Here is a 16,835-nt window from a genome sequence, read left to right as displayed (position 1 = left end):
GATGGAGTGGTCTACCGCCTGCGTCGATTGGGAGCGCAGGATCGTGGCGCGCGAGAGCCTGATCGTTGCACCGCCGCTATTCGCAGTGCAAGCAGACGAGGCGTGGGAGGTCTTCGGGGGGCTGGTCCTGGTCGATGTCGCTGGACAGCCAACCATGCGGGAAGCCTGCCTGCCGTGGGTCAAGGACTGGGTCCGTGCGATCTTCGGCGCCTACGACGCTGAAGCGGGCCGTCGGTTGATCAATGAGTTCTTCTTCATGGTCAGCAAGAAGAACATGAAGTCGACGGCCGCGGCCGGAATCATGCTTACCGCCCTGGTGCTGAACTGGCGCCCGTCGGCTGAGTTGCTGATTCTGTCGCCGACGAAGGAAATCGCGGACAACAGCTACAAGCCGATCCGCGACATGATCAAGGCGGACGACGAACTGTCGGCGATGTTGAAGGTGCAGGACTATTTCCGCACCATCACACATCGGGACAACGCGGCGACGTTGAAGGTGGTGGCCGCGGATAGTGACACGGTGTCAGGCAAGAAGGCATCTTTTGTCTTTGTCGATGAGCTCCACGAGTTCGGCAAACAGGCCAAGGCTTCGAACATGCTGCTGGAAGCGACTGGCGGCCTGACATCTCGGCCCGATGGCTTCGTGATCTATGCGACCACGCAATCGGCCGAGCCGCCGGCGGGGGTGTTCAAGGAAAAACTGAGCTACGCGCGAAAGGTGCGCGATGGGTTCATCAAGGACCCGCGGTTCCTGCCCGTGATCTACGAGTTCCCGCAGTCCATGCTGGATGCGGGAGCGCACAAGGATCTGGCGAATGCCTACGTGACGAACCCGAACTGGGGCGCGTCGGTAGATATTGCGCGCATCACGCAGCTGCACAGTCAGGCGCTGGAGGGCGGCGAGAAGGACTTCAAGGAGTTCCTGGCCAAGCACCTGAATGTCGAGATCGGCATGAACCTGCGCTCAGACCGGTGGGCAGGTGCCGACTTCTGGGTGCCGCGTGCCGAGGTGCCCGGGCTGACGCTCGAGCAACTGCTCGAAGAATGCGAAGTGGTGGACATGGGAATCGACGGCGGCGGCCTGGACGACTTGCTGGGCGCTGCGGTCGCTGGACGGCGCAGGAAGGCTGAAGAGTTCCTCATCCCGGAACACTTCGACGAGGACACGAAAGCCGTTGTTCCGGCGAAGACCGTTCTGCGCAAGCGCTGGCTCTTGTGGACTCGTGCGTGGGCACATCCCTCGGTTCTCGAGCGGCGAAAGGAGATTGCTCCACGCTTGCAGGACTTCGCGAAGGATGGCGACCTCATCCTGGTGAGCACGATCGGCGAAGACGTGGCGGGCGTGGCTGATGTCGCGGCCCAGTGCGAGGCATCGGGTCTGCTGGACAAGATCGGCTGCGACCCAGCAGGGCTGGGCGGCATTCTGGATGCTCTTGTCGAGGCCGAGGTGCCTGAAGAGAAGGTGATCGGCATCAGCCAAGGCTGGAAGATGACCGGTGCGATCAAGACGACCGAACGAAAACTCGCCGAGGGAGCGCTGATCCATGGCGGTCAGCCCCTGATGGCCTGGTCGGTCGGCAACGCGAAGGTCGAGCCGAGGGGCAACGCCATCGTGATCACGAAGCAGGCCTCCGGCACTGCAAAGATCGACCCGTTGATGGCTACGTTCAACGCAGTGACGCTTCTGTCGCTCAACCCCGAGGCGCGAGGCAACTCCGTCTACGAAACCCGGGGCATCCGCTTCCTGTAAGGACCGACTGAATGAAGATTCTCGACTTCTTCCGGCGCTCGAATGCGCCGGAGGTGCAGTCGCGTCCGCGCGCGGAGGCCTCGCAGGGGCATCAGTTCAGCGGCCTCGACGACCCGGCGCTGTTGGAGTACATCCGCGGCGGAACCACGGCCGGCGTGGATACGGCCCGTGACCGCAGCCTTCGGAACATGGCAGTGCTGCGCTGCGTGACGCTGATCTCCGAGGCAGTTGGCATGCTGCCGCTGAACCTGCAGAGCAGCGACGACAAGAAGAAGGTGCAGACCGACAACCCGGCGCATCGGCTGCTGAAGTACAAGCCCAATGATTGGCAGACGCCAATTGAGTTCAAGAGCCTGATGCAGCTTCGGGCCCTGCTCGATGGACAGTCCTTTGCGCGTGTGATCTGGTCGGGAAGTCGGCCAATTCGCCTGATCCCGATGGATCGAGGCTCGACCAAGCCGCGGCTGAACAGCGCGTGGCAGATGGAATACGACTACACAACGCCGGACGGCAAAGAGATCACGCTGCCGGCGAGGGATGTATTCCATCTGCGCGATCTCTCGCTGGATGGCATCAACGGAATTTCGCGCGTCAAGCTGGGCCGTGACGCCCTGGAGCTGGCCGAGCAGGCGGAACGTGCGGCGTCTCGCACCTTCCGCACAGGCGTGATGGCTGGGGGCGCCATCGAGGTGCCGAAGGAGCTTTCCGAGACCGCCTACACGCGCATGAAGGAATCGCTGAACAGCGACTACGCGGGTGCGGAAAACGCCGGCAAGTGGATGCTGCTGGAAGAGAACGCCAAGGCCAGCAAGTGGGCCAGTACCGGGCGGGAATCGCAGCAGATCGAGAACCGGAACCACCAAATCGAGGAAGCGGCGCGCATGTATGGCGTGCCCCGACCGCTTCTGATGATGGACGACACGAGTTGGGGCAGCGGCATTCAGCAACTCGCGATCTTCTTCATTCAGTACGGGCTGTCGCATTGGTTCGTGTCCTGGGAACAGGCTGCGGCGCGCTGCCTTCTTCCCGAAGATCAACTCGGCCGCCTGCAATACAAGTTCAACGAGGGCGCACTGCTGCGCGGCACGCTCGCCGACCAGGCAGCCTTCTTCTCCACGGCGCTTGGCGCTGGCGGTCAGGCGCCCTGGATGTCTCAGAACGAAGTGCGCGAACTGTCCGACCTCCCGAAATCCGCCGACCCGCAAACAGACGCACTGCGCAACCCGATGACCCAGCCGGGCAAGCCGGCATCAAGGAACAACGATGAGCCTCCTGAACCTGCCTGAGATCCGGGCCGACCACCGCCTGGGCGCCGCACAGTTCGACGTTCGCCCCGACGCGCTCGAACGCTGGCAGCCGGAGGTGCGTGCCGCAACGGAAGGGGATGCCTCGATCTCGATCTACGATGCCATTGGCGAATCTTGGGACGGCCAGGGCTTCACGGCCAAGCGCATGAGCGCGGCACTGCGCAGCATCGGCGCCCGTGACGTGACGGTCAATGTCAATTCGCCTGGCGGCGACTTCTTCGAGGGAGTCGCGATCTACAACATGTTGCGCGAGCACAAGGCCAAGGTCACTGTTCGCGTGATGGGCCTGGCGGCCTCAGCAGCATCCGTGATCGCGATGGCCGGCGACGAGATCCTGATGGGCGATGGCGCGTTCCTGATGGTTCACAACGCATGGGCTGTCGCCATCGGCAACCGCCACGACATGGCGGACGCCGCGGCGCGGCTCGCACCGTTCGACGATGCGATGGCGCAGGTCTATGCCTCGCGCACCGGGCTTTCGAAAGCCGAGACGGCCGTGCTGATGGACAAGGAAACATGGATCGGCGCCGCACAGGCGGTCGAGGATGGCTTTGCCACCGGACTGATTGAGCGCTCCGACATAACCCAAGACACCAGGGCGCAGGGCGGTAAGAAGGCCCTGGCATTGATCGAAGCGTCGATGGCGCGTGCGGGGCACTCCCGCTCTGCTCGCCGCGATGCCTTCAAGTCCCTTTTCACTGGCACGCCGGGCGCTGCCGTTGAAACCGCCATGCCGGGCGCTGGCGAAACCGCAGCACTGCTGCTTTCTCTCACCAACTCCCTAAAGGTCTAAACCATGAAACGCACTCTCATCTCCCTCGCGGCTGTCGCCGCTCTGTCCGTTCTGTCTGCAGGCGCCGCATCGGCTTCTGCCGTCAACTCGATGGCCGAGAAGGCCGCGTCCATGCCCGTTCCGCGCGGCCTGATCGCCGTCCGCGCGGATGCCGGTCCCGGCGAAGTCAAGGCGCTGGTGGAATCCCTGAACAAGGCTTTCGCCGACTTCAAGGCCGAGCACACCAAGCAACTCGAAGAAATCAAGAAGGGCAACGCCGACGCGCTGCAGGCTCTCAAGGTCGACGCGATCAACGCCGACATCTCGCGACTGCAGAAGGAAGTCGACGACACCAACTTGAAGCTTGCCGCGGCGCAGATGGGCGCGGGCACTGGCGGAAAGAAGGTGGAGGATGCCGAATACACGGGGGCCTTCCGCTCGCATTTCAAGAAGGGCGAAGTGCAGGCAGCGCTCAACAAGGGCGCTGACGGCGAGGGTGGCTATCTGGCTCCCGTCGAGTGGGATCGCACCATCACCGACAAGCTCGTGCTTGTTTCGCAGATGCGCCAACTCGCGACGGTGCAGCCGGTGTCCGGCGCCGGCCTGACCAAGCTGTTCAACCTGGGCGGCACTGCATCGGGCTGGGTCGGAGAGACGGCGGCGCGTCCTCAGACCAGCACCGGCACGTTCGCTTCCCTCGGCTTTGGCTGGGGCGAGATCTATGCGAACCCCGCCGCCACCCAGCAGATCCTCGACGACTCGGCGATCAATCTCGAAGCGTGGCTCGCGGGCGAAGTGGAGACCGAGTTTTCCAAGCAGGAGGGCGCGGCGTTCTTCTCCGGCGACGGTGCGAACAAGCCGTTCGGCATCCTGACCTATGTCACCGGCGGGGCCAATGCGGCGAAGCACCCGTTCGGCGCGATCAAGGCCGTAAACAGCGGCGCCGCGGCGGCGATCACCTCGGATGGCATCGTCGATCTGATCTATGACCTGCCTTCCGCGTTCACCGCAAATGCCGGGTTTGTGATGAACCGCAAGTCGCAGGGCACGATCCGTAAGCTCAAAGACGGCCAGGGCAACTATCTCTGGCAGCCGTCCTACGTGGCCGGCCAGCCTGCGACCCTGGCCGGCTTCGGGATCACCGAGGTGCCGGATATGCCTGACGTGGCCGCCAACTCGGTGCCGCTGCTGTTCGGCGACTTCAAGCGCACCTATACGGTGTATGACCGTGTCGGCGTGCGTGTGCTGCGTGATCCATTCACCGCCAAGCCTTACGTCCTGTTCTACACGACGAAGCGTGTCGGCGGTGGCGTCCATAACCCCGAGCCGATGCGCGCGCTGAAGGTCGCGGCGTAAGCAGGGGGACACCATGAAGCTCAACAAGCCATTCAAGGGTGTCCCCAATGGGGACATCTACCCGGTCGAGTACCAGGCAGGTGACGAATGCCCGCCGGAACTCGAAGCCGGGGCGCGTGAACTTGGTGCCCTGGAAGAAGCCGACGACAAGCAACCCAGGGCGAAGGCCAAGGGCTGATCATGCCTGTCATCACGCTCGATCTGGCTCGTGCGCACTTGCGCGTCGGCCCAACGTATCCGCAGGAGCAGATCGAGCCGTACATGGCGGGTGCGGAAGACCACGCCGCGCGGTATCTGAATCGAGCCATCTATCCGGACGACGCAGCCATGGGCGCAGCGGTTGCCGCGCTACCCGGTGCGTTGACGGCCGCGCGCGTGGCCTACGAAGCGGCGGTAGCCGCGGCAGCCTTGATCGAGAACGCTAGCGACCGTGGGGATGCGCTCAACATCGCGGAGACGCAATACCGTGCAGCGCGCGAGCGGGCAACACGAGTCTTGAACGGCATCGTGGTGAATCCCTGCATCGTGTCGGCTGTGCTGCTAATCCTGGGGCATCTGTTCGAAAACCGCGAGGATGCCGTGGTGGGCGCAACGGCCGTCGAGTTGCCGCACGGCGCAAAGGCGCTACTTCGCCACGACCGTCGGGTGATGATGCCGTGAGAGCAGGAAAGCTTCGGCACCTCATCGAGATCCAGAGCCCGATCCCCACTAGGGACGCCGCTGGTGGCGTCGTCAAGGCCTGGGCGCCATTCGCAACGAACGTTTGGGCTGATGTGTCGTACCTCAACGGGCTCGAAGTGGTGCGCGCCGATGCGCCGGCTGCGCTGGTTCGCGCCTCGATCCTGATTCGCGCTCTGCCTGGAGTTGTTGCCAGCATGCGCGTGCTGCACGATGGCAAGCTTTTCGACATCAAGGCGGTGCTTCCCGATCGGACCAGTCGCCAGTTTGTGTATCTCGCCTGCGAACAAGGGCTGAACAATGGCTGACGGCTTCACTATGTCGTTCGACGCCAGCGGACTGATGGCCGAGTTCGACCAGCTGGACCTCGATGCTCGCGAACTCGTCCGCCCGGCCGCGCAAGCCGGCGCACAGGTGTTCTACGACGAGGTGCTCCGCCGTGTTCCGGTCGCAGCGACAGGGCACAAGCGCAAGGGCGGTCGAGTCATCCCGCCCGGTACGCTGAAGGGGTCTATCTATCAGGCCTACAGCGCCGACCACAGCACGCCGCAAGCGGCGACCTATCACGTCAGTTGGAACGCGCGGAAGGCGCCGCACGGCCATCTGATCGAGAACGGCCACTGGACCAAGGTCGTGGGCAAGAACGGCCCGCTGAAACCGCACTGGGTGCCGGCGCAGCCGTTCATCCGTTCGAGCTACGACGCGCGCGTGGCGGCTGCCGAGAAGGCGGCCAGCGATGTCCTCGACAAGGGGCTCGCAGACGCCCTGGAGAAGCTGAGATGACCGTAGAAGCCGACCTCATCGCCCGACTTGCCCCGATCTTCGGCGAGCGCGTCTATGCGACCAATGCGCCGGAGGGCGTTCAGGCGCCCTATGCCACCTACCAGCAGGCCGGGGGCGTGCCCGTCGCGTTCCTGGAACGCCAGTCGATGCCCTCGAAGAAGAACGGGCGCTTCCAGATCAACACCTGGGCCGCGACGAAAGCAGAGGTCGCGGCGCTCGCCCTACAGGTCGAGGCCGTCGTCGTCCTTGCCACCGCCTTCCAGGCCGAAGCCCTGGGCGGGCCCATCGATGTCGATGGCTCCTTGGTCGATCTCTTCGGCCAGCAGCAGGACTTTTCCATCTGGTCGGCCCGATAGGCCCACACCCACCCAGTTCAACCCGGCCCGCCTCGCGCGGGCTTTTTTTCGCCCGCTCCGGGCCTGGCCACTCGCTTCGGCGGGCTTCTCTTCCTTGAAAGGAAAAAAAAATGTCTGCATTCCTTCCGAATGGCACTGTCTATTCGATTGCCGCGACCTACGGGCCGGCGATCCCCGTCACCGCGCTGACCAACGCCGCGCCGCCGGTCGCCACCGCCGCGGCGCACGGCCTCGTGAACGGTGAAATCCTCGAACTGACGTCGGGCTGGGTGGGGCTCGACGGTCGTCCCTCGCGTGTCTCGCTGTCGACCGCTGGCACGTTCGGCCTGGAGGGCTACAACACGACCAACGTGCAGGCCTACCCCGCACTTGGTGGTGTCGGCTCGGTGCGCAAAGTGCTGACGTGGACCCAGATCTCCCAGGTGCTCGGCAACGACAGCTCGGGCGGCGAACAGCAGTTTGTCGACTGGGTCTATCTGGAAGACGGCACGCAGCGCCGCAAACCGACCTACAAGAACGCGAAGACGCTGACGCTGACGCTCGCGGACGATCCGAGCCTGGCCTGGAACGCGATCCTGTCCGCGGCGGACTTCGACGGCCTGCCGCGCATCCTGCGTGCCGCGCTGCCGCAGGGTGGCGCCATCTACTACAACGTCTATGTCGGCTTCGACAGCGAGCCGAAGCTGACGGCCAACCAGATCAACGCGGTGATCGCAACGTTCACCAGCGTGGGCAAGCTCATCCGGTACGCAACGTAATGGCACGCCTCACCCTCAAGCCGAACCCGACCTTCAAGGCGAAGGTCGAGATCATGCAGCCCGGCTCCGACGCAGTCGAAGTCGAGTTCGTTTTCAAGCACCGCACCCGTGACGAGATGGATGAGTTCATCAAGGCGCTGGCCGACATGTCGCTTGAAGACCAGGTGCTGGCCGTCGCCTCCGGCTGGGAGCTTGTCGATCCCTTCAACGAAGAGAACGTCAAGCTGATGGCGCAGAGCTACATCACCGCGCCTGCGGCGATCCGCGACACCTACATCCGCGAACTGATCAAGGCCCGGGCAAAAAACTGATCGAGCTGGCGCGGGCCATCTACACACCCGACCCAACGCCGCAGGAGGCGGCGGACATCGGGCTGACCGTAGAGGAAGCCAGCTTGGAGGTCGATTGCTGGCCTGAACACGAGGTGGTCGCCGGGGTCTTCGGGCGCATGGGCACGCAGTGGAACACCAGCTTTTCAGGCGCCACCGGCCTGAACTACTGCGCGCTGCCCGTTGTATTGCGCCTGGCAGGCGTGCCTCGGGCTGACTGGCCCCGGCTTTTCGAGGACATCCGCACGATGGAGCGGGCGGCCCTCGACTTCATGCGCGCCAAGTAGCGCACACACAGACCGCCTCCGGGCGGTTTCTTCTTTTGGGGCTCGGATGACTGATCTCAAGAAACAGATCGTGATGGGCGTCGATGCCTCAGGCGTCGAGGCCGGCGGCGTCCGAGTCAAGCGAACGCTGTCGGACATTGGCGTCCACGCGCAAGCAGAGGGCAAGAAGGCGGCCGAGGGCATCGCCGCAATCGGCAAGGGCAGCGATGAAGCCGCCTCGAAGGTCGACACGAACACGAAGAGCCTGATCAACTCGATCCAGCGTGCGACCGCCGCGGCCGAGGCCGGCAAGAAATCGGGCTCGGAATACTTCGCTTCGCTGGCCAGCCAGCGCGGCGTGAACACCGACGCGCTGAAGCCGTACCTCGCCCAGCTCGATCTCGCGCTGTCCAAGCAGAAGGCGCTTCAGGATGACCAGCGCCGGATCGGCGACGGCTTTGGGGCCCTCGGCATCCGGCCGAACAGCGCCATCGTGGACGAGGCGAAGAAGATCCGCGAGGCGTTCAACCAGATCCGGGCGACCGGGGTTGCTGACGAGGTCGAGCGTGCGCGTTCGGTGGTCGCCAGCAAGATGGCCGCATTGCGCGCCGAGTTCGACAGCGCCGGGAAGTCCGGCGCCGCTGCCTTCAGCAGGATGGGCATATCGGCCGCGCAGACGTCTGCAGCCCTGCGTGGTGTGCCGGCGCAGGTCACGGACATCGTCACCAGCCTGCAGGGTGGCCAGGCGCCGCTCACCGTGTTCCTGCAGCAGGGCGGGCAGCTCAAGGACATGTTCGGCGGCATCGGCCCGGCGGCCAGTGCCCTGGGCTCGTACATTGGCGGGATGATCACGCCGGTGAGCCTGGCGGCGGCCGGGGTGGCCGCGCTTGCGTTTGCCTACTACCAGGCCACCGAGCGCAATCAAGAGTTCAACAAGGCGCTGATCGCCTCGGGCAACTATGCGGGGCAGAGTGCGTCGCAGCTTGATTCGATGTCGCAGCGCATCGCCGGCATCATCGGAACGCAAGGGCAGGCGACCGACGCGCTGCTCGCGCTCGCCTCGAGCGGGCGCATCGCCGGCAGTGTCATGGAGTCGGTGGGAACTGCTGTCGTGGCCCAGACCAAGGTCATGGGCACGTCGGTGAAGGACGCCGTCGAGGAATACGTCCGCCTGGGAGAAGAGCCGACCAAGGCATCGGCCAAGCTGAACGAGTCGCTGCACTACCTCACGCTGTCCACGTTCGATCAGATCCGGGCCCTGGAAGAAGAAGGGCGCAAGGAGGAGGCTGCAGCGCTGGCACAGGCCACCCGCGCGGAAGCCTCGGTGGCGGCTATGCAGAAGGTGCAGGCGCAGGCTGGCCTCCTGTCGAAGGCTCTGAGCCTCACGCGCGACGTTGCCGCGGGCATGTGGAGTGCCATTGCCAACGGTGTCGCCAGCATCGGCGCCCAGCAGTCGGCAGCCGACCGGCTGATGGATGCGCAGAAGCGCGTCGCCTTCCTGAACCAGAACGGCAGCACGCCCGAGGCGCTTCGCAAGGCGAAAGACGATGTCGTTTCGGCGTCACGCGAGCTGCTGCGCGAGCAGGAGACGACGGCCGCCGAGGGGGAGCGCAAGCGCACCGAGCAGGCCCAGATCGCCGCCTCGCAGCGCCTGGCCGACCAGAAGAAGGAAACCCGCACCCGCGCCGAGCAGCGCAAGGAAGAGATCGAACAGCTGGACCGCGACGCCAAGCTGGTGAACCTGAAGGCCGAGGACTACGCGCGCCTGCGCGCCAACATCGAAGAGAAATACAAGGACAAGAAACAGCCCAAGGGGTCGGCGCCCAAGGCGTACCAGGACGACGCAGCGACCAAGATGCTGGAGAACCTGCGCCAGACCGAGGCCTCCCTGCAAAGCCAGCTCGATGGCGAGCTCAAGATCACCGACGCCCAGAAGAAGCAGGTCGAGTTCACGAAGCTCGTGGCCGACCTGAAAGAGAAGTCCATCCTGACGGCCGAGCAGCGCAGCCTCTTGGCAAACAAGGACGCCATCGGCGCGCAGCTCGAAAAGAACGCGGCCCTGTCGGGTCAACTCGAGTTCGAGAAGAAGATCGCCGACATCGTCAAGAAATCGGCCGATGACGCGAAGCAGTACCGCCAGCAAATGGACGGGATCTATGCCTCCATCGCCTCCGGCCAGGAATCCCGTGACGAGCAATCAACGCGCGAGCTTGGGGCCTTCGGTCTTGGCCGTCGCGCACGCGAAGAGGTCGAGGCACAGCGCGCGATCCGCGCCGAGTTTCAGCGGTACGAAAGAGGCGCGACGAAGAGTGCGAGCGAGAACGGCACGCTGTTCTCGCAGAAGTACCGAGACGATGTCGAGCGCATCAAGAAGGCGCTCGAAGAGGCGCTGGATGCCCAGGGTCGCTACTTCGACGCCCTGAAGGTCAAGCAGGCCGATTGGAAGACCGGGGCGACCGCCGCTCTGTCTGACTATGCCGATGCCGTGGCGAACGTCTCGGCCACGGCCGAGAAGGCCTTCGCCGACGGATTCAAGAGCGCCGAGGATTCGCTGGTGCAGTTCGTGACGAAGGGGAAGGTCGACGTGAAGAGCCTCGCGGATTCGATCATCGCGGATTTCGCTCGGGTCGGCATTCAACAGACCATCACCGGGCCGATGGCCAAGGGGCTTGCTGGACTCTTCCAGGGTGACGAACTCGGCGACCTCCTGAAGTCGAGGGGGCTTGCGGGCGGTGGTGGTGGTGAAGGCGGCCTCGACTGGTCGAAGCTGTTTTCAACCGTGGGCGGCTGGTTCAGCGGCAAGGGCTTTGCGGATGGCGGTAGCCCGCCGGTCGGCAAGGCGTCCATCGTCGGCGAGCGCGGCCCAGAACTGTTCGTTCCGAGCGTGCCCGGCACCATCGTGCCGAATCACGCACTGGCCGGCGGCGGGGGACCGCTCAGCATCACCATCAACAACACGGTCGGCGATGTGGCGACCCTGTCGATGTTGAAACAGGCGCAGCAGGGAACGGAGCGCCGCATCGCTGCAGCCTTTGGGCGTAGCCGGGCATATGGAGGGGCGGCATGACCCTGATTGCCCTTCCTCCCGCGTTCCGACCGGAATCGTTTTCGATGACCCTGGCCGTGAATCAGCGTGCGTTCAGCTCCCCATTCGGGGGTAGCGAGCAGGTGGTCGACCTGCTGAACGACCGCTGGACCGCGAATGCGGTTCTACCGCGGGGCTCGCAGGGCGACGTGGCGGCCCGGGAGGCGTTCGCCGGCGCAATGCGCGGCATGGCGAACACCTGCCTGCTCTGGCACATGGCACGCAGCCAGCCGCGCGGCACGATGCGGGGTGCTCCCACGGCACAGGCCGCCGCGGCCGGCGCCGGGTCTCTGACCGTCAACACCGTGGCCGGCGCAACGCTGCTTGCGGGCGACATGATCGGTGTGAGCGGATTGCTTCTGCAGGTCGCGACGGATGTCACGGCGAATGGCTCGGGCGTCATCGTCGTGCCTTTGGTGAATCGGCTGCGCCGGGCCGTCACGGCCGGCACGGCTGTTTCCTGGAACAAGCCTTCCGTCGAGTTTCGCCTGGTGTCTTCCCCGTCATTCCAGTTCTTCTATGGGTACGGCGAGGGCGCCTCTCTCGACTTCGTGGAAGCCGTTCCATGAGGACGCTAACGCCTGCCGCCGTCGCCGCGTTGAGCGCTCCCGAGCTGCGCATTGCGCGACTCGTGCTCATGGAGTTCCCCGGCTTTGCTGTCGCGCTGAATTCGTCGAATCAGAACATGGTCTACGCAGGGGTGACATACCTCGGCGCCGCGGGCCTGGGCACCATCAGCCAGATCGATGACTCGCCCGGCGAGATCAAGGGGCTGCAGCTCGAAATGTCGGGCGTACCGACCGACTATCTGTCGCTCGCTCTCGCCGACGCAACCGTGGTTCAGGGAACGCCGCTGACGACGCGGCTCGCGATCCTTGATGAGGATTGGCAAGTGATCGAGGCTCCGATCGATTGGGTCGGGACTCTCGACACGATGCCCATTCAGGAAGACGGTGAAACCTGCACCATCGCGGCCACTGCGGAGAGCGCGGCCGTCGATCTTCTGCGCGGCACGCCCATGACGTACAGCAACGTCGACCAAAAAGCGCTCTACCCCGACGACCGGGCGTTCGAGTACCTGAATTCTCTGATCGGGAAGCCCATCATCTGGGCTGGCAAGCAATGGCTGATCGCACTGAACGGCAAATGAGGCGCGCGGACTGGCAAGAGCGGTTTGCCGCCTACGTTCGGGCCCGCTTGGGCATGCCCTTTTGCTGGGGCTCGAACGACTGCTGCACCTTCGCCGCCGGCGCGGTGGCGGTGATCACCGATAGCGATCCGATGGCAGATGTGCTGGCCTACGACACGGCGCTGGCTGCAGGCCGCCTGATCGAAGAGGGCGGCGGGCTTCACGCGCTTGCGACCTCGCTGCTCGGTCAGCCGGTTCCGCCATTGATGGCGGCTGTGGGCGACGTGGTGCTGCTTGCCAATGACGGCCGAGACCTGCTCGGCATCTGCAACGGCGTCAATGCCATCGCGCCCGGGCCCGATGGCCTAGTGGCGCTTGAAATGACTGCGGTCTTTGCCGCCTGGAAGATCTGATGCCGCAAGTCCTTGTTCCAGTCATTCAGGCCATCGGCAGTGCTGTTGTCGCCGGCGGCATCACCGTCGCTACTGCACAGGCTATTGCGACCGGGATCACGCTGCTCGGGGGGCTGGCGCTCAGCAGCTCGCAGCAGCGAAAAGCCGAACGCGCTGCGCGGTCCCAGTACGAAGCATCTGTGGTCGACCGCATGGTGAACGCGCAGAACGCTCTTGCGCCTCGCGAACTGGTACTCGGGCGGACCCGAAAGGGTGGGGCTGCGTTCTTCCAGACGAGCATAGCGCCGCACAACTCCGTGTTCATCTCCGTGCTGGCGCTTGCCGGCCATGAGATCGACGGCGTCGAGCAGATCTACTTCAACGAAACGCCGATCAGCCTCGATGTGGACGGCAATGTCACGACTGCGCCGTGGGGTCGAACGACCACCGAAAGCGCGTCAGAGACGACCGTCTACCCCGTCACCAATCTCGCTCATACGCCGGTCGCAAATACGCTCACCGTGACGGCGCGGCGCCAGGTGAACAACTCCGAGGGCGGCGAGTACGAGATGAAGTCGGTGGACTTTTCCCTGAGCGGAAACGTCCTGACCATCAACTCGATTGACCCCGCTTACACCTACTACGTCAACTACCAGTGGGTGCAGTTCATCTCCTCGGCGCGGGTGTTCATTCATCTGGGGTCGCCAGACCAACCGGCAGACGCTCGCATGCAGCTGCTGTTGCCCGGCACATGGACGGCAAACCATCGTGCCCGGGGCGTCGCCTACATCGAGTGCGAGTTCGTCTACAACGAGACCGCCTTTCCGACGGGCCTGCCGAACGTCACCGCGCAGATCCGCGGGGCCAGGTGCTACGACGCCCGGAGCGGTGCAACCGTCTTCACCGAAAACCCGGCGCTGCACATGCGGCATGTCCTGATGCATCCGCAGTTCGGCAAGCGCAAGAGCCTCACCCTGGCCGAAGAGCTGCGTATCATCGCTGCAGCCAACAATTGCGAGCTGATGATCAGCTACACCGGGGCCGACTGGGTGCAGATGTACCGCTCGGCCCTCGTGACTCTGTTTGGGGCACCGGCGCGTGATGTGCTTGATGACCTGTCGCAGGCGATGGGGGGCGAGTGGGCTTTTGCGGCCGGCGAGTTCTACTGTCGCGCCGGGGTGTACCAGGCGCCGGTGATGAACTTGACGGATGCCGATCTGGCCGTGGTGCAGCGCTCAGGCGACAGCGGCGCGTCGCAGAGCCCGATTGGCATCAGCCCCCACAAGCCACGCGCGGAGAAGATCAATACGGTGGCCGCCCGGATCTGGGACCAGGCGGCGAACTACCTGGAAACCCCGCTGACGCCGTACCGGTCCGAAGCACTGGTGGAGGTCGACGGTGCGGAGCTGTCGCAGGAGGTCAAGATGCCTGCCGTCTTCTACGGCGGCCAGGCGTTCCACATCAGCGGGATCATGTTGCGCGACGGCCGCGATCCTCTGACGGTGACGCTGCCCTTCAAGATGCGCGCCTATCCGCTCGAGCTCTTCGACGGCGTGACCTTGACCCTGTCGCGCTACGGCTGGGCCAACAAGGAATTCCGAATCCTGAGCCGCACATTCATGCCGGACGGCTATGTGATGCTCACGCTCAAGGAGACGACGGCGGCGATCTTCCAGTACGGCGCAGCATTTCAGCCCGAGGGGTTGGCGCCAAACACGGGCCTGCCGAAGCCGTGGGAAATCTATCCGCCTGTGCTTGCCGAGATTTCGAGCGGCGAGGGCGAACTGATCGTGCAGACCGACGGCACGGTCGTGAACAGCATCCGCGTGACCTGGGCGCCGGTCCTGGAGGCGTCGGTCGCATCCAGTGGCACCGTGGAGATTCAGTTCCTCGTCCTGCCTGACGGTGATTGGCGCAGCGTGGTTGTCCCGGGAGATGCAACCGAGGCGCGGCTGACGGGCGTGGCAGATCTCGCCTTCGTGATCATCCGTGCGCGCACGCGCAGCACACTCGCCGCCAGCGATTGGAGTCCGCAGGTTATCCACCAGGTGGTGGGCAAGACCGAGCCACCGCCGAACCTCGAGAACCTGTCGATCTCGGGGAGCGTGTTGTCGTGGAGCCTGCCGCGGCGCGTGCCTGACCTGGCCGGCTTCATCTTTCGCTTTCACTACGGGAACAACCTCGATTGGGGGAGTGCAGCGCCGCTGCACACGGGGCTCATCACCGAGAGCCCCTACGACCTGGTGGCCCGCCCCGGCGGCGTCGTCACGATCATGGGCAAGGCCATCGACACCACGGGGAATCTGTCCTTGGCGACTGGAAACATCGTGATGGACCTGGGCGACTCGCCTATCGCCAACATCGTTGAACAGTGGGACTTCAGAGCGTTGGGCTGGCCGACTTCGCCGGATGGGGGCCTGTTGGCGGCAGGCCGCTATGCGCAATACACCATCGCCAACATCTTCTCTTCAGAGCGTGCAACCACCGCCACCTACGTGGCGGGCGGCGTGTTTCAGACAGCCGCGGTCGATGAGCCGCGCTTCGAGAACGGGCAGCTGCTCATTGAAGGTCAAGCGACGAACCTGCTTCGCTACTCCCAAGACCTCACGGGTGCAGGCTGGATCGGAGCCTGCGCGGTCAACGCCGCAGCCGAGTCATATCGGGGCGTTGCATTCGCCGAGGTCGCCAAGACGACGACCGGGAGTTCCGAGGTTAGAGGGCAAAACTTCGGTGCTGTCACGGCGGGCCAGACGTGTGTCGCGACTGTGGCGGTACTGGCCGGGACCAAGAACAGCGCAATGATCGGCCTCTACTCGACGGCCGAAACCTGGGGCGCGGCGGGTAGTGGCTCGGCGGAAATTCTTGAAGGGCCAGGCGCTATTTCTCTGTTTGCGGGAGGCTCGGCCTTCAACTTCACGGGGCTTTCTACGACGGTCCCGACGTTGATCCGCATCACCCGAACGTATGTCAGCGCGAGCACTGGTGCGCTGTACATCTATCCTGGGAGCGCCAACGCGGCGCCAGTCGGCGACTCCATGAAGGTCGCATATACGCAGGTTGAAGTGGGAGCGACGCCTACCAGCTACATCCCGACGACGACAACCCCAGTGACGCGGGCCGCCGACAACGTCTATGTCAGCGAGAGCCAATACGGGTACACGAAGTCGGGCGGCGACCTGGCGGCCAATGCACTCGATTCGCTCTATGGCACCGACGATCAGAGCTTCTTCGGCGCGGATCTCGATCCGTTCTACGAGGCGGGCTCCTACGGTCAGATGGTCTACGTGACCAATGAAGTCCCTGTGTCCAAGGCATTGGCGGGCTCGATCATGACGCTGGCCACCGTCATGCAAGGAGTCGACCTGCACATCGACTACCGGCTTTCTGGGCCGGGCTCGTTGTACGGGACCGGCAACGATCCGTTCTATGGCCCTGATGCGGCCCCCTTCTACGACGGTCCCGGCGCCTGGATGCCGTGGCCGGGTCAGCTGATCGTGCAGAACGAGGTCTACCAGTTCCGCGTGACCATCGGGGCCGGCGTGGACCGAGGCATCTTGCAGCAGATGGTGCTCACGGTGGATGCACCCGATATGGAAGAGCAGGTCGACGATCTGCTGGTGGGGGTGGGTGGCACGCTCATTCCGTACACCAAACCTTTCACGGTGATCAAGAACATCCAGATCACCCTGCAAGCCAATGCCAGCAACGCGACCAGCGCAGAAACGACCAAATCGCCAAACCTCGCGCCGAAAGTGACGGCCTACAACGCCGCGCACGCATCGGTCGGCGGGGCAACTGTCGACGCGACCCTCAAGGGCTATTAGCCCACTCTTTCCTTCGACCTTCGGGCCTCCTTCGGGAGGCCTTTTTCATT

Annotated in this window: 17 protein-coding genes; all 17 read left to right on the top strand. The window is 64.3% G+C overall.

What is annotated here, in order from left to right; translation table 11 throughout:
- Window position 1 precedes the first annotated feature (1 nt).
- The 17 genes from FFI97_RS01495 (at window position 2) to FFI97_RS01420 (ending at window position 16,785) form a co-directional block, all read left to right on the top strand.
- A complete protein-coding gene (locus tag FFI97_RS01495; RefSeq protein WP_139702274.1) occupies window positions 2-1,750 on the top strand; it encodes a terminase large subunit in 1,749 nt (582 codons plus the stop codon).
- Between the two features lie 11 nt (window positions 1,751-1,761).
- The gene (locus tag FFI97_RS01490; RefSeq protein WP_139702275.1) at window positions 1,762-3,036 is read left to right on the top strand and encodes a phage portal protein; all 1,275 of its coding nucleotides are present in this window, start codon (window positions 1,762-1,764) and stop codon (window positions 3,034-3,036) included.
- Window positions 3,014-3,850 (top strand): head maturation protease, ClpP-related, encoded by an 837-nt coding sequence (locus tag FFI97_RS01485; RefSeq protein ID WP_139702276.1) that lies wholly within the window; start codon window positions 3,014-3,016, stop codon window positions 3,848-3,850. Before FFI97_RS01490 ends, FFI97_RS01485 begins: the two co-directional genes overlap by 23 nt.
- Window positions 3,851-3,940: 90 nt before the next feature.
- Window positions 3,941-5,185 carry a phage major capsid protein gene (locus FFI97_RS01480; protein WP_260685015.1) on the top strand — a complete coding sequence of 415 codons (1,245 nt, stop codon included), beginning with the start codon at window positions 3,941-3,943 and terminating at the stop codon, window positions 5,183-5,185.
- Window positions 5,186-5,198: 13 nt separating this feature from the next.
- On the top strand, window positions 5,199-5,363 hold the full coding sequence (locus FFI97_RS33530; protein ID WP_167395034.1) for a hypothetical protein: 165 nt from the start codon (window positions 5,199-5,201) through the stop codon (window positions 5,361-5,363).
- A gap of 2 nt (window positions 5,364-5,365) precedes the next feature.
- The gene (locus FFI97_RS01475) at window positions 5,366-5,845 is read left to right on the top strand and encodes a head-tail connector protein (protein WP_139702278.1); all 480 of its coding nucleotides are present in this window, start codon (window positions 5,366-5,368) and stop codon (window positions 5,843-5,845) included.
- A complete protein-coding gene (locus FFI97_RS01470) occupies window positions 5,842-6,171 on the top strand; it encodes a phage head closure protein (protein ID WP_139702279.1) in 330 nt (109 codons plus the stop codon). Before FFI97_RS01475 ends, FFI97_RS01470 begins: the two co-directional genes overlap by 4 nt.
- A complete protein-coding gene (locus tag FFI97_RS01465; RefSeq protein WP_139702280.1) occupies window positions 6,164-6,646 on the top strand; it encodes an HK97 gp10 family phage protein in 483 nt (160 codons plus the stop codon). The genes FFI97_RS01470 and FFI97_RS01465 overlap by 8 nt, the downstream gene beginning before the upstream one ends.
- Window positions 6,643-7,002 carry a DUF3168 domain-containing protein gene (locus tag FFI97_RS01460; protein ID WP_139702281.1) on the top strand — a complete coding sequence of 120 codons (360 nt, stop codon included), beginning with the start codon at window positions 6,643-6,645 and terminating at the stop codon, window positions 7,000-7,002. The genes FFI97_RS01465 and FFI97_RS01460 overlap by 4 nt, the downstream gene beginning before the upstream one ends.
- Before the next feature lie 110 nt (window positions 7,003-7,112).
- A complete protein-coding gene (locus FFI97_RS01455; protein WP_139702282.1) occupies window positions 7,113-7,760 on the top strand; it encodes a phage tail protein in 648 nt (215 codons plus the stop codon).
- Window positions 7,760-8,071: a phage tail assembly chaperone gene (locus FFI97_RS01450; protein WP_139702283.1), complete on the top strand. Its 312-nt coding sequence runs from the start codon at window positions 7,760-7,762 to the stop codon at window positions 8,069-8,071. Before FFI97_RS01455 ends, FFI97_RS01450 begins: the two co-directional genes overlap by 1 nt.
- Window positions 8,072-8,154: 83 nt before the next feature.
- Window positions 8,155-8,376 (top strand): DUF1799 domain-containing protein, encoded by a 222-nt coding sequence (locus tag FFI97_RS01445; RefSeq protein ID WP_185993535.1) that lies wholly within the window; start codon window positions 8,155-8,157, stop codon window positions 8,374-8,376.
- Between the two features lie 46 nt (window positions 8,377-8,422).
- Window positions 8,423-11,422 (top strand): phage tail tape measure protein, encoded by a 3,000-nt coding sequence (locus FFI97_RS01440; RefSeq protein WP_139702285.1) that lies wholly within the window; start codon window positions 8,423-8,425, stop codon window positions 11,420-11,422.
- Window positions 11,419-12,009 carry a hypothetical protein gene (locus FFI97_RS01435; protein WP_139702286.1) on the top strand — a complete coding sequence of 197 codons (591 nt, stop codon included), beginning with the start codon at window positions 11,419-11,421 and terminating at the stop codon, window positions 12,007-12,009. Before FFI97_RS01440 ends, FFI97_RS01435 begins: the two co-directional genes overlap by 4 nt.
- Complete coding sequence (locus FFI97_RS01430) at window positions 12,006-12,590, top strand: hypothetical protein (RefSeq protein WP_139702287.1); 585 nt, start codon at window positions 12,006-12,008, stop codon at window positions 12,588-12,590. The genes FFI97_RS01435 and FFI97_RS01430 overlap by 4 nt, the downstream gene beginning before the upstream one ends.
- Window positions 12,563-12,982, top strand: coding sequence for a DUF6950 family protein (locus tag FFI97_RS01425; protein ID WP_144004334.1), 420 nt, complete (start codon window positions 12,563-12,565; stop codon window positions 12,980-12,982). The genes FFI97_RS01430 and FFI97_RS01425 overlap by 28 nt, the downstream gene beginning before the upstream one ends.
- Window positions 12,982-16,785 carry a phage tail protein gene (locus FFI97_RS01420; protein WP_139702289.1) on the top strand — a complete coding sequence of 1,268 codons (3,804 nt, stop codon included), beginning with the start codon at window positions 12,982-12,984 and terminating at the stop codon, window positions 16,783-16,785. Before FFI97_RS01425 ends, FFI97_RS01420 begins: the two co-directional genes overlap by 1 nt.
- Window positions 16,786-16,835: the final 50 nt, after the last annotated feature.

The organism is Variovorax sp. KBS0712 (genome assembly GCF_006323185.2).
Taxonomy (GTDB): Bacteria; Pseudomonadota; Gammaproteobacteria; order Burkholderiales; family Burkholderiaceae_C; genus Variovorax; species Variovorax boronicumulans.
This window is presented reverse-complemented; position numbering and strand designations above follow the sequence as displayed.